The sequence below is a fragment of the Pseudoalteromonas sp. Scap03 genome, assembly GCF_013393115.1.
In the GTDB taxonomy this organism is placed as follows: domain Bacteria; phylum Pseudomonadota; class Gammaproteobacteria; order Enterobacterales; family Alteromonadaceae; genus Pseudoalteromonas.
In genome coordinates, this window is the sequence record NZ_VDEU01000001.1 from 411,889 (window position 1) to 428,462 (window position 16,574).

The 16,574-nt window shown below is 40.4% G+C and carries 13 protein-coding genes; 2 read left to right on the plus strand and 11 right to left on the minus strand.

Features of this window, described 5'->3' with window-relative positions:
• Positions 1-126: 126 nt before the first annotated feature.
• Genes phoU through FHG08_RS01830 form a run of 4 tightly spaced genes read right to left on the minus strand, consistent with a single transcriptional unit; the run spans position 127 to position 5,619 of the window.
• Positions 127-828 (minus strand): phosphate signaling complex protein PhoU, encoded by a 702-nt coding sequence (gene phoU / locus FHG08_RS01815; RefSeq protein WP_010391735.1) that lies wholly within the window; start codon positions 826-828, stop codon positions 127-129.
• A gap of 44 nt (positions 829-872) precedes the next feature.
• Positions 873-1,700, minus strand: a complete 828-nt coding sequence (gene pstB, locus FHG08_RS01820) for a phosphate ABC transporter ATP-binding protein PstB (protein WP_008114812.1) — start codon at positions 1,698-1,700, stop codon at positions 873-875.
• Between the two features lie 19 nt (positions 1,701-1,719).
• Entirely contained in the window at positions 1,720-3,369 is a 1,650-nt protein-coding gene (pstA, locus tag FHG08_RS01825; RefSeq protein WP_178956653.1) for a phosphate ABC transporter permease PstA, read from the minus strand.
• A 15-nt stretch (positions 3,370-3,384) separates the two neighbouring features.
• On the minus strand, positions 3,385-5,619 hold the full coding sequence (locus FHG08_RS01830) for an ABC transporter permease subunit (RefSeq protein ID WP_178956654.1): 2,235 nt from the start codon (positions 5,617-5,619) through the stop codon (positions 3,385-3,387).
• Between the two features lie 421 nt (positions 5,620-6,040).
• Here FHG08_RS01830 and FHG08_RS01835 point away from each other — a divergent pair, with 421 nt between their 5' ends.
• Entirely contained in the window at positions 6,041-6,547 is a 507-nt protein-coding gene (locus FHG08_RS01835; protein ID WP_178956655.1) for a glycine cleavage system protein R, read from the plus strand.
• Between the two features lie 70 nt (positions 6,548-6,617).
• On the opposite strand, the gene FHG08_RS01840 is transcribed toward FHG08_RS01835, so the two are convergent.
• The 7 genes from FHG08_RS01840 to FHG08_RS01870 form a co-directional block, all read right to left on the minus strand.
• Positions 6,618-7,073 (minus strand): hypothetical protein, encoded by a 456-nt coding sequence (locus tag FHG08_RS01840; RefSeq protein ID WP_178956656.1) that lies wholly within the window; start codon positions 7,071-7,073, stop codon positions 6,618-6,620.
• 144 nt (positions 7,074-7,217) lie between these two features.
• Positions 7,218-10,334 (minus strand): efflux RND transporter permease subunit, encoded by a 3,117-nt coding sequence (locus tag FHG08_RS01845; protein WP_178956657.1) that lies wholly within the window; start codon positions 10,332-10,334, stop codon positions 7,218-7,220.
• Between the two features lie 8 nt (positions 10,335-10,342).
• Positions 10,343-11,842, minus strand: coding sequence for an efflux RND transporter periplasmic adaptor subunit (locus tag FHG08_RS01850; RefSeq protein WP_178956658.1), 1,500 nt, complete (start codon positions 11,840-11,842; stop codon positions 10,343-10,345).
• A complete protein-coding gene (locus tag FHG08_RS01855) occupies positions 11,832-13,157 on the minus strand; it encodes a TolC family protein (RefSeq protein ID WP_178956659.1) in 1,326 nt (441 codons plus the stop codon). The genes FHG08_RS01850 and FHG08_RS01855 overlap by 11 nt, the downstream gene beginning before the upstream one ends.
• Before the next feature lie 108 nt (positions 13,158-13,265).
• Positions 13,266-13,640, minus strand: a complete 375-nt coding sequence (locus FHG08_RS01860; protein WP_178956660.1) for a hypothetical protein — start codon at positions 13,638-13,640, stop codon at positions 13,266-13,268.
• A gap of 63 nt (positions 13,641-13,703) precedes the next feature.
• Positions 13,704-14,312: a paraquat-inducible protein A gene (locus tag FHG08_RS01865; RefSeq protein ID WP_010391723.1), complete on the minus strand. Its 609-nt coding sequence runs from the start codon at positions 14,310-14,312 to the stop codon at positions 13,704-13,706.
• A 53-nt stretch (positions 14,313-14,365) separates the two neighbouring features.
• The gene (locus tag FHG08_RS01870) at positions 14,366-15,640 is read right to left on the minus strand and encodes an EAL and HDOD domain-containing protein (RefSeq protein ID WP_178956661.1); all 1,275 of its coding nucleotides are present in this window, start codon (positions 15,638-15,640) and stop codon (positions 14,366-14,368) included.
• A 265-nt stretch (positions 15,641-15,905) separates the two neighbouring features.
• Between FHG08_RS01870 and FHG08_RS01875 the strand changes: the two genes are divergently transcribed.
• Positions 15,906-16,472 (plus strand): alkylphosphonate utilization protein, encoded by a 567-nt coding sequence (locus FHG08_RS01875; protein WP_178956662.1) that lies wholly within the window; start codon positions 15,906-15,908, stop codon positions 16,470-16,472.
• Positions 16,473-16,574 lie beyond the last annotated feature (102 nt).

Here is a 16,574-nt window from a genome sequence, read left to right on the forward strand (position 1 = left end):
ATGCTGTTCAGCCTGAATTTTACAGCATTAAGCTAGATTGTGAACGCTTTTTCTCATTCAATTATTTACAAAAAATAAAAAAGGCAGTGTATTACTGCCTTTGATATTTTTTGGTTATTCGTATCACTACAGTGATTTTTCAATATCTTCTTGAGATGTATGACGAATATCTTTGCCGTTTACAAAATAAATGACATATTCAGCGATGTTTTGACAACGATCGCCGATACGCTCTAATGAGCGAACAGACCATACTAAATCCATAATTTTTGGAATTGAGCGCGGATCTTCCATCATGTAGGTCATTATTTGACGAGTAATTGCTTCATACTCTCTATCTACTTTAGCATCCTCTTTATGCACTTCAAATGCGCGTTGCACATCCATACGTGCAAATGCATCTAAAACGTCATGCAACATTTTAGATACTTGGCGACCCATATTTTCAATGTTTACTAATAAATCTTGTTGATCCTTAGTAAATGAGTCTAGTGCAACTTTAGCAATTCGCTTAGCTTCATCGCCAATTCTTTCTAAATCAGCAATGGTTTTTGCTATTGCAATTACTAAACGCAAATCACTGGCTGCAGGTTGGCGCTTTGCAATAATACGGGTGCAATCTTCATCAATACTGACTTCCATTGCATTAACTTTATAGTCGTTTTCACGTACTTTTTGTGCTAATACAGCATCGTTTTGGCTTACTGCATCAAGCGCACTATTAAGTTGTTGCTCAACTAATCCACCCATACTTAGTACATGGTTACGAACATCTTCTAGCTCTTGATTAAAACGACCAGAAATATGTTTATTAATGTTGTGTTCCATAATGACCTTCTTTAATAATTCATTGCTTTCGCGTTTTAACCCGACTAGCCGTAACGACCAGTAATATAATCTTCTGTTTTTTTCTTCGTAGGCGTCGTAAATAAAGTATTAGTATCTGAATACTCAATCAGCTCACCCATATACATAAACGCTGTTTGATCAGAAACACGAGCCGCTTGTTGCATGTTGTGAGTAACAATAACCACGGTAAACTTATTCTTTAAATCATTAATTAGCTCTTCGATTACTAAGGTTGAAATCGGGTCGAGTGCTGATGTTGGTTCATCAAGTAGTAATACCTCAGGCTCTATCGCAATAGAGCGGGCTATAACTAAACGTTGCTGCTGACCACCCGATAAACCAAATGCGCTATCGTGCAGTCGGTCTTTTACTTCATCCCAAAGAGCCGCACCACGTAGCGATTGCTCTACCACTTCATCTAGCTTACGCTTTTCTTTAATGCCTTGCAGGCGAAGGCCGTAAACCACATTCTCATAAATTGATTTTGGAAATGGGTTTGGACGCTGAAACACCATGCCGACATTACGACGAAGGGCTGCAACATCAACGCTTTTATCGTAAATATTCTGTCCATGCAGCATGATTTCGCCTTCAATACGACAAATATCAACCAAGTCGTTCATGCGGTTAATACAACGTAATAAGGTTGATTTACCACAACCTGACGGGCCGATAAATGCTGTTACTTGGCCTTTAGGAATATTCATATTTACTTTACTCAGTGCTTGTTTATCACCGTAGTAAAGGTCGAGATCTTTAATTTCTAGCGCTTTTTGTTCGTCTGTTAAATTATTTAAATCTAACTTCAAGCTTGGCTTTGCTTGGTTTACTTTTGGAGCGACTGTAATCATGTTTGTTACCTATACTAAATTAATGCTCAAGCGATCTGAATTTTTCACGTAAATGGTTACGTATACCAATGGCTGTGATGTTAAGGGTAATAATAACCGACACTAACAAAAAGGCCGTTGCATATACCAGCGGACGCGCCGCTTCAACGTTCGGACTTTGAAAGCCAACATCGTAAATATGAAAACCTAAGTGCATGAACTTTCTGTCTAAATGTATATATGGGAAGTTACCATCAAGCGGTAACGTTGGCGCCATTTTTACCACACCCACCAGCATAAGCGGTGCAACTTCACCCGCAGCACGAGCAACCGCTAAAATTAATCCCGTCATAATTGCAGGGCTGGCCATAGGAATAATGATTCGCCATAGCGTTTCTACCTTAGTCGCACCCAGTGCTAATGAACCATCGCGTACTGTACTAGGAATACGAGATAAACCTTCTTCGGTTGACACTATTACCACAGGCAACGTTAATATAGCCAAGGTAAGTGCCGACCACATCACGCCAGGAGTACCAAATACAGGGGTAGGCGATGACTCAGGATAAAATAATTGGTCAACACTACCACCAACCATATAAACAAAGAAACCTAAGCCAAATACGCCGTATACAATAGACGGAACACCCGCCAAGTTAATAACCGCAATACGGATCATTTTAGTAATTGCGTTTTTAGCCGCATACTCATGTAAGTAAATAGCAGCAACCACGCCAAATGGCGTTACAATCACAGCCATTAACATCACCATAAATACCGTACCAAAAATAGCAGGAAATACGCCACCTTCGGTATTGGCTTCACGTGGGTCATCTGAAACAAACTTACCTAACTGCACAAAGTAATGACCTAGTTTAGCAAAAAAGCCCATGTCGTTTGGAAACCATACGTCCAACACTTGATATAGCGGGATTGTAACAACCTCACCACGCATATCTTTTACGATTACTTGGTCACGTTTAGCTTGTTTACGCAGTGCAAATAGCTCTTTTTCTAATTCGCCATATTTCGTACGTAAATCAGCACGCGCTTGAGCAAGTTCAGCAACACGCTCGTCGGTTAGCTCATTATCAAGCAAATAGGCTTTTTCCTGTAAACGTAAACGCTCTAGCTCATAGTTAATATGCCCTATGTCGCCATTTTGCAAATCAAGCGCTTCGTCGTTTAAGTCAACCGCACGCTCTACAAGGTCATGTAAGGTTTCAACTTTATCAGCTGTTACCGTTTCGCCATCTTTAATGACGCTCTCTACATACCCATAAAAGTTACCGTTTTTACTACGCTCAAACACCGCGAGCGCTTTGGGCGCTGAACTTTGTTTAATATCGGTTTCGAGTATCCAGCGAAAATCTAAATCAACATACTCACGGTTACCTGTTTTAATCAGTAAACGCTCAACCTCGTCTTTTTCAAATTTAGAAACATCAATACCCGTTGCCGCTAAGCGCGACTTAGGTACTAATTCACGGTCATAAATTTCACCAATAACGGTTTGCTTAGCAATTGAACCTTCAAGCTCATACTGCATAACTTGAGATGGCCAAAAAAAGCTTAGTCCCTTCCATGCAATCATGGCGAGTAAACCAATTACTGAAATTAAACTGATGCTGACAGCACCACCGGTCATCCAAATCCAAGGAGAACCAGACCTAAACCACTGCTTTACCATGTCGTGTTTCTCCACTTACATTGAGCTGTATTTTTCACGCAGCTGCTGACGAACAAACTCAGCAACTGTGTTGAAAATAAAGGTGAATATGAATAATACAAAGGCGGCTAAGAATAGAATTCGGTAATGCGAACTCCCTACTTCCGACTCAGGCATTTCGACGGCGATATTAGCGGCTAAGGTACGCATGCCTTGGAAAATACTCCAATCCATAATTGGGGTATTACCGGTAGCCATAAGTACAATCATAGTTTCGCCTACGGCACGGCCTAATCCCATCATTACTGCAGAAAAAATACCTGGGCTGGCGGTTAATAACACCACACGAATTAGGGTTTGCCACTGCGTAGCACCTAATGCTAACGAGCCATTTGATAAATGTTTAGGCACACTAAATACCGCATCTTCGGCAATTGAGAAAATAGTGGGAATAACCGCAAAGCCCATCGCGATACCCACTACTAATGAATTACGCTGATCGAAGGTCATGCCTAATTCATTAGTTAGGTATTGACGCACATTGCCATCAAACATCCATAACTCAATACTTTCGCTCATCGCAAACGACAACCAACCAATAAATAACACCACTGGTATTAATAAAATTGAATGTGAGCCTTCAGGGATTTTATGGCGAATAACCGCAGGTAATTTATTCCAGCCTAAAGCGGTTGCTAAAATACCCAATGGCAGTAACACCAGCAAACCAACAATAGCCGGCAAGTGCTCTTCAATTAAAGGCGCTAACCACAAGCCAGCTAAAAAGCCGAGTATTACCGTAGGCAGAGCTTCCATTATTTCAACCGTTGGCTTTACCACACGGCGCAATTCGCTCGACATAAAATAAGCAGTATAAATAGCGGCTGAAATAGCAATAGGTACAGCAAATAACATTGCGTACATAGCAGCTTTTAAAGTACCAAATGAAATTGGCACTAGTGAAAACTTCGATTCAAAATCATCACTGGCAGAAGTAGATTGCCAAATATAACCCGGCTCTGGGTAGCCTTCGTACCATACTTCTTGCCAAAGCGCTGACCACGTTACTTCTGGATGCTCGTTATGAATTTCTAAAACCGTCAGCTTGTTATCAGCTAAAATTAGCGCCGCATTTGAACGCGGAGCAATAGCAAACTGTTCAATTTCACCATCACTGACTTTACCTTGCCATAACTTTGCTTCACTGGTGGTGTAATAAAGCCCTAATTCACCATTTTGACCCGTTGTAAAAAAGGTACGACGATAAAATTCAGTAAAAATATTCAGCTTGCTTTGTTTGGTAGTTTCAAACGAACGGATTTTTTGAAATTCACGCCCTGAGTCTGTATTGATTTCAAACCACTGGGATATTTCACCGTTATCATTGGCCAACATCAGTGAGTTTGCACCAGCCAATAGTTGCGATGACACTATATTCGCGTTTTCTTCATTGGCAGATAATAATTGAATTTGCTCAACTTCACTTGGGTAGCGGGTATCGAATACGTAAATTTGATTGGCAGAACGAACAAATGTGCGGGTGGTATCTGGCGACATTAATAGCTCATCTACGCGACCATCAACGTTAAGCTCGGTGCGTTCCACTTGCCATTCAACTTCACCGGTAAACATATTTTCTTCGGCTACAAAGCTACTAAATACCACACGTTTATCGGCAGTAAGTGCCACAACGGCTGTTTTGTCTTCATAATGGCTAAAGGCAAAACGCTTAATAGCTGTACCTTGCTCATCAACTTCGAGTGCCATTTCTCCTAGTGGATAACCTAAACGCGGAGTTAGCTTACGCTCATTATTAGGGAAGGTGACTAAAAACTTAGGCGCGACAATAGTTACGGTGCCATTTTCTAAACCATACGCATAATGCCCTTGAAAAGGAGCACTGTTTGCAAAACTGCTTACCCGCGCGGATAAAGTGGCATTAAGTGTTTTTAGTTTTTTACCAAACTGTGCTTTATCAACACTGTAGAAGTTAACTTGACCTTGATCATCAAGTAAATATGCAACCTCAGTTTGCTCCTCGACACCAAGCCCTACTATTTGCTCAGCATTAGCAACATTAAAGCTAGCGCGCTTTTCAACTTTGGCTGACTCGAAAATGGGCTGCACTACATAAAGAAGGTAAAAGAAGATCAATAGCAGCGCTATTAATACCATTATACCGCCTGCGGTTATACCAAACTTAGCAAACCGGTCTTTAAATAGACGGCTTCGATCCGTATTAAAAGTCGGTTTATTCGGATTTGAAGTCATCAAAACACCCTTATATCTTAACGTTGGGCGCATTATATTTCATCAAAGTGACAGTAATGTTACAGTCGTAATAATTCTTTACTTATAGAGAGTCTGTTCATCTTTGCAGATTAAATTTACAGCTTTTTGAGCAGGTTGTAGGCAAAATTACAACTTCAAATAATACTAAAGAATTATTTATTTTAGTGGTTATATTTATTTTTGCGTTATTAATGAACTAAATCAATTATTAATTGGACAAACTATTTATCCAAGACAATACTCAATGGGCATCTAATATAACAATAATAAAGTAACCTCCTAAGATGTAACAATCCTTTTGTGGTTAGCTTTTACATACATTTAGAATCAAATACATTAGATCGCATCACTTAATGCCTATGCATTTATTTTTTCATTTGGGCTTAAAAAGAGAACTATTATGAAGCAGTTGGTAATAACTATTTTAGGGGAAGATCGCCCCGGTTTAGTAGAAAGTATTTCATCGGTTATATTAGAAAACCACGGCAATTGGTTAAGTAGTAACTTGAGTCACTTACTCGGTCACTTTGCAGGCATTATACAGGTTGAAGTGGCTGAAGAACATTTACAGACATTTCAAAATGCGCTCAATGGGCTTCCTAAGTTAGATGTTCGCATTGAAAAGGGCAACATTGAAATTGAGCCAGTAGAGCTTGAGCAGCTTAATTTTGTGATCACTGGTAACGATCGCCCTGGTATAGTGCAAGAGCTAGCAAGTGTTATTCGCCATAAAGGCGCGAATATTACAAACTTAAACTCTAGGCAGCAAAGTGCGCCAAATTGGGGAGTGCCAATATTTAGTGCCGTTGCCACCGTGAGCCTACCTAACGGATTAAATAAAGAAGAAGTTATTAATGCACTTGAGTCAATTACAAGTGACTTAGTAGTGGATGTAGAGCAAAGCTAAATCAGCCCTACTAGTATGAACACGAAAAAGGCGCTAATTATAGCGCCTTTTTTATGCATAACACCCAGTGCTACATATCTACATGACGGTTAATACTTTGCATCATCTGCTTCAGACCTTGCTCTTCGAGCTGTAAGATCTCCTCTAGCTTTTCTTGAGCCTCTGGTGACTGCGCTTTATCTGCCAAATAACTATATGCATTTAATACTTTTTGATGCTGCTGAGATAAATACTCTTGAATCGCTATTTCATCTAGCTCATTACTGCGATCTAAATCAGTAAAGCTAATGATTTCTGAGTGCTCTGAAAAATATTCATAACAGTATGTATCTAAAGTATTTATTTCAGTGATTGCTTTAAACCCGATTAAATCCTCAGCAAGTTTTTTTTCATACTCAACACAATAATCAATTAACTGTTTGTTATGCTCTCCAAGTAAATCCCTTACGCTAAAAAAATTAGCCGCCATTTGTGTATGAAACTGAACGGTCCAATCGAACACTTCTTGAATTGTTTTAACTTGCATGTGCGTTCCTTACTTTTTAAAACTATTGATTAAATAGATGCGTGAATCATGCCAATAAGAAATGCAATAAAATCAGTAGATAAAGAAAAGATTGCCTAACTTGTACTGATATTTTCAGTACAAGTTACATAATCAGTGTAAATATTATAGGTTGCGCTTTCGCCACAATAAATACACAGCAGGCAATACCAGCAATGTTAAAACAATGGCGCTAAACATACCGCCGACCATAGGAGCGGCTATTCGACTCATTACTTCACTGCCCGTGCCTGTACCATAAAGCACCGGTAATAAGCCAATAACTATGGTTGCCACTGTCATCATTACCGGACGTACTCGTAGACCCGCACCTTCTAGTATCACCTGTTTAAGCTGCTCTGTACTCAAGCTTTTACCCATTTTAGAAGCAGCCTCTACCTGCGCTTTATAGGCTTGGTTTAAATAAACCAACATTATAACGCCTATTTCTACGGCCACCCCAGCAAGGGCAATAAAGCCGACTCCTACAGCAACAGAGAAATTAAAGCCTTCTAAGTACATTAGCCAGATACCTCCTATCATCGCCAGTGGTAAAGTCGCCATAATAATAAATACCTCGGTGAAACTTCTAAAGTTAAGGTAAAGCAATACTACAATAATGGCTAAGGTCAGCGGCAACACATAACTCAGTTTGGCTTTGGCACGCTCCATATATTCGTATTGCCCAGCCCAAGTTATAGAGTATCCAGCAGGTAAAATTAGCTGCTCGTTTAGTAACTGCTGAGCATTTGCTACATAGCTACCAATATCTGTATCTTTAATATCAATAAAGCTCCAACCATTTAAACGGGCATTTTCACTTTTTATCCCAGGCGGGCCATCACTAATAAATACATCCGCCACATCAGCAAGTGCGATACGTTGACCCGTTGGAGTAACAATAGGTAAAAGCATCAGTTCTTCAGGGGAGTCACGGTACGCTTGCGGATAACGAAGATTTACAGGGTAGCGCTCTTGACCCTCAACCGTTTCAGTCACGTTCATGCCACCAATTGCGGTTGCGACTACTTGTTGCACATCAGCAATATTTAAACTGTAGCGCGCTGCTTTTTCACGGTTAATATCTACCTTAATATAACGCCCACCCGCTACACGCTCTGAGTAAACAGACGCCGTACCGGGAAGATCTTTAAGTAATACCTCTATTTGTTGACCTATTTTTTGAATTTCATTCAAATTAGGGCCCGCGACTTTTATACCCACAGGGGTTTTAATCCCTGTAGCCAGCATATCTATCCGTGTTTTAATTGGCATTACCCAAGCGTTCGTCAGCCCAGGAAACTTAACTAAAGCATCCAGCTCTTGTTTGAGCTTTTCAGTGGTCATGCCTTCGCGCCACTGATCCTTAGGCTTAAACTGTATAAAGGTTTCAATCATGGTCAGCGGTGCCGGATCGGTTGCCGTTTCCGCTCGTCCAATTTTACCAAATACGGTTTTCACCTCGGGCACAGTGGCAATCAATTTATCGGTTTGCTGCAATAGCTCGCGCGCCTTACCTATTGAAATTCCTGGATAAGTAGTCGGCATATACATTAGATCCCCCTCATCAAGAGGTGGAATAAATTCACTGCCTATTTTATTTATCGGATAAAAGCCCATTAAAGTAATAACTAGCGCAATCAGCAAGGTACTTTTCGGAAATTTTAATACTAGATTTAACAGCGGCTTATAACTATTTACCAGTAAACGGTTAACTGGATTTTTATTTTCAGAGATCACCTTACCCCGAATGAAATAACCCATCAGCACGGGTACTAAGGTAATTGCTAATCCAGCAGAAGCTGCCATTGCATAGGTTTTTGTGTACGCTAATGGCGCAAACATTCGCCCTTCCTGAGCTTCTAAAATAAATACCGGCATAAAGCTCACGGTAATGATTAATAAGCTAAAAAATAACGCAGGCCCAACTTCACTGGCAGAGTCAATCACCACTTGCCAACGGTTTTCATCTGTTAGCGGTTTTTTCTCCATATGCTTGTGCATGTTTTCAATCATCACAATCGCACCATCAGTCATAGCACCAATCGCAATAGCAATCCCGCCTAATGACATGATATTGGCGTTAATTCCCTGCCAGTACATAATAATAAAAGCGGTGAGTATGCCTAACGGTAAGGTAATAATAGCCACCAAAGATGAGCGTACATGAAATAAAAACACCACACACACTAAAGCCACTACAATAAGCTCTTCCATTAATTTAGAGGTGAGGTTATCAACTGCGTCTTTTATTAAATGAGAGCGGTCGTACACAGGTACAATTTCAACCCCCTCTGGTAGCCCTTTTTTAAGTGACTCTAATTTAGCTTTAACGAGCTCTATGGTTTTTTGCGCGTTTTCACCAAAGCGCATAACCACTACGCCACCTGCCACCTCGCCTTCGCCATTAAGCTCGGCAACACCGCGGCGCATTTGCGGACCTAAACGCACATTAGCAACATCACGTAACTGTAGCGCAGTACCGTTAGCGTTTATACCTAAAGGAATGGCTTCTAAATCAGCAACACTTTTTACGTAGCCAGTACTGGTGACCATGTATTCAGCTTCTGCCATCTCAACTACCGATGCACCCATTTCTTGATTACCTTGCTTAATGGCAGTTTGAATAAGGCTTAGCGGAATACCATAAGCACGAAGCTTATCGGGCTGAACGTTTACTTGGTATTGTTTAACCATGCCGCCTACCGATGCCACTTCGGACACACCAGGTACAGTTTGCAGTTCAAATTTTAAAAACCAATCTTGTAAACTGCGTAATTGGCTGATGCCATGCTTACCGGTGGTATCAGTGAGTGCATATAAATACACCCAGCCAACGCCGGTGGCATCGGGGCCAAGCTCTGCAATTGCCGTACTAGGCAAACGGGCAGATACTTGACTTAGATATTCCTGAACACGACTTCGTGCCCAGTATAAATCAGTGTCTTCGTCAAAAATAACGTACACGTAGGAGTCGCCAAAGAAAGAAAAACCGCGTACTGTTTGCGCCCCAGGTACCGATAGCATTGCCGTGGTTATAGGAAATGTAACCTGATCTTGCACTACTTGCGGCGCTTGCCCAGGATAAGAGGTTTTAACAATAACCTGTACATCTGATAAATCGGGTAAGGCATCTACAGGCGTATTTTTTACAGCATACAAGCCACCACCAATCAGTATTGCGGTTAGTAACAAAACAAAAAAACGGTTAACAACAGACCAGCGAATAATTGCAGTAATCATAACCACTCCTAGTGATGCTGACTGTGCGTAGCATGCACAGGCGTTATTGTATGAATCACAAATTCACCTTGCTCAATGCTAAAGGTAAAAGTAACTTCATCGTTAGGCTTGAGCATCTCAGTCATTACATTTTTTGCTAGTATAAAGTCCATTGTTGCAGGTCCTCGGCCCCACTTTTCAATTGCCTCACGGCTGATATTCACAATACGATTATTAGCATCAATACTATTAATTACTCCATTCACAGTTGCCGTATTTGGGTTGGCATCACTCATTTGCATACTGTTATGCGAAACTGCTTGCATACGTTTAAAGTCAGAGTTTTTACTCGACTCTGAATCAATTAAAAACTGTGCTGAAGTAACCACTTCATCGCCTGCCATAACACCTGATAAAATTTCGGTATTAGCCGCATCACTTCGCCCTAAAGTTACCTCGACCGATTTAAAACGACCTTCCCCAAGTGCAACTACAACACGGTTTTGGCTACCAGTGCGAATAACAGCTTCTTTAGGTACGATTAACTGTTTTTCAGCTACTTGACTATGAATACTGACTTGAGCAAACATATTAGGCTTTAACTGATGGCCTTGGTTATCAAAGCGCAAACGTACTCTTAAAGTACGATTTTTAGCATCTAAGGTAGGGTAAATATAATCCACTTGCCCTTGCCAGCGTTGGCCACTTAAATAATCGAGTGTCATGGTTACAGGCAAACCAACACGAATAAGTTCTGCTTGGCGCTCAAATACCTCAGCCTCAACCCATACTTCATCAAGCTGAGCAATACTCATCATTGAGGTATCAGGTTTAACATAAAATCCTTCACGAATATTAAGCTCATCAACAACACCACCTTGGCGGGCATAAAACGTTATGTTTTGCAGTACTTGCTGACCTTTTTGCAGACGTGAAATAAAGCCATCAGACACATTGAGTGATTTTAAACGGGCTTTAGCGGCACGAATTAACACCGGATTATTGCGCTTTAACGCTAACACAAACTCTTCTTGTGCATTCACTAGCTGTGGTGAATATAAGGTATAAAGTGGCTCATCTTGTTTAACCTGATCGCCCGCGGCTTTAACGTATAAGGTTTCGACCCATCCCTCTACGCGCGGATGAATATGAATTAGCTGGTCTTGGTTGTATTGCACATAACCTACGGTGTTAACTTCATTTTCAAGTGCTGCAAACGCAACAGGCGCTGTGCGCACACCTAGATTATTAATCACAGTGGGTGAAATTTTAATACTGCCAGGCCCTTCATTTGCGCCACTGTCTGGCTCTTCGTAAACAGGCACTAAATCCATGCCCATGGGCGATAAACCAGGTTCGTCACGGCGATAATTACTATCCATAGGAGCCACCCAATAAAGCGGCTCTTTTTTGCTACTGGCTTTACTGTCAGTTGGCATAGAGTGCTCACTAGGTAAGCTTAATAAAACCCCCGCAGTTAATGCCGCACTGCATATAGCCACCAGTGATAATTTTAAATTAGTATTCATAGGTCGACTCCTGCAGTGGTGTGTTTTTTAAGCTGATATCATCAGCACTGGCATAATAATTTAACCTTGCAATAATAATCTTTTGATCAACATGAATATTTAGTGCGTCTATCTTGGCATTTAATTGACTAATACGCGCTTGCATTACATCTGAGAAGTTACCATCATCGCGGGTATAGGCATTCAGGGTCGCTTGGGCCTGCTCGGCCATTTGCGGTAGCAGCTTGGTTTGATAAAGCTCGGCGCGCTGATGAAGCCTTGCTAACTGGCTAACTTCCTTAAAATACATTCCTTGTAGCTTTTTAAGGGCAATTAATTTTTGTGTTTTAGCCTCTTCGCTATCAGCAATGGCAGCATTTACAAGTTGATCTTGGCGGTTATCGGTAAACAGCGGCAAATCAATGCTTATACCCACAGAGAAAAGGTCTGCTCGCGAGCCGCCCATTGGCATATCATCGCGGTAACCGTACCCCATATTAACGCCAATTTGAGGTTTATAGCCTTGCTCAGCCACACTTATTTGAGTTTGCTTTGCCACTATTGCATTATCCATTGCCATAATTGCAGGGTGCTTTAATAGCATGGCCATCAGTTGTTGATACTCTAACTCGGTGTAGTTTTTTAATGCTGTAAGCTCTGAAAAGTCATCACTGACAGGCTGGCTAAGCATATCGATAGGCAACCATTGTGTTAGCCGCTTTTTAGCTCCTTGTAGCTGTTGCTCCAGTTGCATTAATTTATCTTCAAGGAGGGTTAACTCTAATTGCGCTCGAATAATATCTTGTTGGCGTGTTTTACCCACCGAGCTTACATAGCTTGATTCTGTAATATCAATGAGCTGAGTAAACAAGGCTTTATCTTGCTCAATTAGTGCAATGCTTCGCTGCGCTCTATAAGCATTAAACCATGACTCAGTAACTATGGTTTTTACTTGCGCGAGTCTATCTTTGCGCAGCCAAGGCTCTGCTGCAGCTGACTGAGAAAGAGCCTTTTGTTGAAGTGCTAGGCTATCGCCTCGACTCAGTGATTGGCTAATTCCCACTTTAAATTGGGTCATATTTTCTTGATCAAAAGCAAAACCATTAGTTGGTAGGTTCATTAACCCTAATGTAAGCACTGGATCAGGTAAGGTTCCTGCGGCAATACTTTTTGCTTCAATTGATGATTGTTTTTGCTTACTGGCTTTAAGCCAAGGCTCATGGTTTAAGGCATAGTTTATTGCCTCATTTAAACCTAGTTCAGCACTGTGTACAGAGACACTAATACTCAACAAGCTACTTATACACAAGGATTTTAATACTGCGAAGTGATTCATCACTTGCTCCACTTAAATTTAAAAATAACGAATGAAAACGATTAAATTTATAAGCAGATAGATGACAAAAAGCTAAATAACTAGATTTTAAATACACCTACCCTGCGATTATGCAGGCATAGGAGGACGGTAAAGAGAACGTGCAAAGTTAACTTGATGCTGTATTACAGCATGTTGCACTTTTTCAGAGGGTAATTTGGAGGCTATAAATAGTGAGTTTACATGCAAGGCTGAATGCGAACTACAAGCACTCATCGGGCAACTGCAATCTTGGGTTAACGTGCTTTGCTCACTACAGCAATCCATAGACAGGGTTGTTGTATCAGCGTCGTCACTCATAGCCATCTCACTATGCTGCATCGATGCATGGGTTGCCATGTTCGTATGCGGCATATCACATACCATAGATACAGACGCAACGGCTTGACCCACAAAGGTGAGTAACAAAGTTAGCGTGAGTAAAATACAGTAAATACGTTGCAATGAATTAACCTAAAAATAAATAGACGTTTAAAGTTTATGGGAACTGTGTTTAAAACTCAATAATTAACTGGTTTTTACTACTGGTTTTATGAAGCTACTGGCCGCAATGGCGAACAAGCAATAGCCGGTAAAATACCAAAAGCCAGTACCAAACTCAGCATGCATATTAAGTAAATCTTCTGAGTTCGCGTTTGCATTACCAGCCATGTAAGCCACTATTAATGCAATAACAAACACATCCACCATACTCCATTTACTTAAACCGATAATCACCTTACCAAGATTGTGCTTAAACGAAGTCTCCTTCAGCACACAATACAACAATTGAAGCAGCAGCTTAATTGTTGGGATTACCATTGAAAAAAACGCCACTAGTATCGCCACTAAGTAGTTTTTGTTATCGGCCAGTTCGTTAACGGTGCCCCAAATACTGCGCGTTTTTTGATAAGCGCTGATCTCGCCTTCAAGTTTATCTAACCCCAACATACTCGAGATCATCATTAGCATATTACGGGTGTTTTGATTCCCTTCATCTGCCAACATTTCGATGCCCGCCTCAGCAAGTTTAGACTTATCAATTTTACCTTCCATACTCAGTACGGGCTGAGTCACCCCGGGAATTAATAAAGCTAAGGCAATTAAAATAGTGGTAATAGGTAAAAATAAACGCATGGTGTAATACTAAGTAAAATCAATATGTGCCAATCATACCCAAACGTTATACGTTAGTCTTGCTCAATAATAGTGGCCAATAGTTCATCCGCATACTGGCGTGCATCCAACATGGCGCTAAATACGGTCTCAATATTCGAGGCTGGGCGAATAGTTTCTAACAACTTTTTAGCCAATTGCCAATTATCTTCCTCTACCGCTTTTATTAAATGTAAAGAATTACCCATCATGCCTTCAAAACTTAATAGTGCACCGGATAACTCAGCCCCTAAACTAAACTCTTTAGCAATAGCTTCCAGCTCCATATCTAAAATAGCATCAAGCACCGACATTAAGCCGACTAAATAACCTTGTTCTGCAATGACTTTTCCGCCTGGTTCTAAAATTATTTGCATGAACTGCGCTCGACATAAGCCTAAACGAGTAAGTTCACTGGGCTTGTCTGAGCCAAGCTCGCTTAGCGCCAATACTCGTACAAACTTTCTAATAGAATCTTCCCCTAAATACACAACCGCCTGAGGAATAGACGTTATCACTAAATTTTTATTAGCAGAGCGAGCATTCACTAGTTTTAGGACGCGTGCAGTCAAACCGACATCTTTAGAAATGCGTTGATTAATTTCATTAAAGTCTAAATCTGTGCGGGATGTGCAACGCAGTAAGTCTAAAACAGCCATTTTTAGAGGTTCGATACTGTTGTAACTTAACATTTCTGGATGTGCAAAAAAGAACCCTTGAAAATAATCGCATCCAGCCTCTTTAAGCTGCCTAAATTCATCATAGGTTTCAATTCGCTCAACCACTATTTTAATATTAGGAAAATTGCGTTTGAGCTTTTTCAGCAACATGCTGGTTTTTATTACAGGCTCTTCAACTTCAAGCTTAATATAATCAACCAAACTGAGTAATGGTTGCCATTTTTCATGTGAGTCGTAGTCATCTAACGCAAATACATATCCTGCTTTTTTTAACTCTATCACTCTCTCAACAACAAGCTCTATATTTTCAGTACGCTCAACAATTTCAATTACAGTATTATCAGGCTGTAATAATTTAGGCAAATCCTCTAAAAGCCCCTCGCTCGATAAATTAATAAACGCAGTTTGATTGAGCGTTAGCTTTTCTATGCCAACCAGCATTAACGCATTAAAAAAAAGTCGCCCAGTGGCTTGCCCGTCAGTTGTTCCTACAGGAAAAGCATTATTAACTGAATCTCGATAGAGCAATTCATAAGCAAAAATACTTTTATCACCGTCAAAAATTGGTTGCCTAGCAATATATTGAGTAACCAAAATAGATGAATTTTTTACCTCTAGATTATTTGGCATTAACCTTCCTACTTAACAGTGATGTCATCATTATTTTTTATTATTTAACCAGTATAGTGAAACTTTAAAGACTTGCTGCAATTTTAATTAGATTAAAAACAAACAAATAAGACTAAATTTATAACCCTAGAGCAGAATTATTAGTATCCTCATTTTTTATAGGGTTTTTGAGTTTACAACTGCTCTAAGCATACCCAAAGGTTATGGTTATAAGGTATAATGCGATTATTAATTTTTTATAAACTCACAAGAAAGAGTCCCTTATATGAGCATTGAACAAGCCTTAATAGAACGTAGCAGTAACCAATGTGAACTCTGCGCAGCAACAGACGACCTAACTGTATACGAAGTTCCTCCTGTTACCGAAGCTCATTCAGATAAATGCATCTACATCTGTCAAACATGTAAAGATCAAATTGAAGGCAATAGCGATTTAACCCCGACCCATTGGCATTGCTTAAATGACAGTATGTGGAGTCAAACACCTGCGGTACAAGTTGTTGCTTATCGCATGCTGACTCAGTTAGCAGCTGATAACGGCTGGGCACAAGACGCGCTAGATATGATTTACCTTGAAGAAGACACATTAACATGGGCGCAGCAAGCGCTTGCTGAAGATGATGATATTAAACACATTGATAGCAATGGTGTAGTACTACAAGCTGGCGACACCGTCACGTTAATAAAAGATTTAGATGTGAAAGGTAGCAGCTTAACAGCAAAGCGCGGTACAGCCGTGCGCAATATTGGCTTAACCAGCAACCCTGAACATATTGAAGGACGTGTTGATGGACAGCGTATTGTAATTTTAACTAAATACGTAAAAAAATAAGTAATAAATCAAGGCGCCTAGCGCCTTTTTTTATATCTCGACTTTCTTTATTTGCTAGTTAAGCAATGATTAAGCAATTCAACCGTATGCTAGCGACCTTAT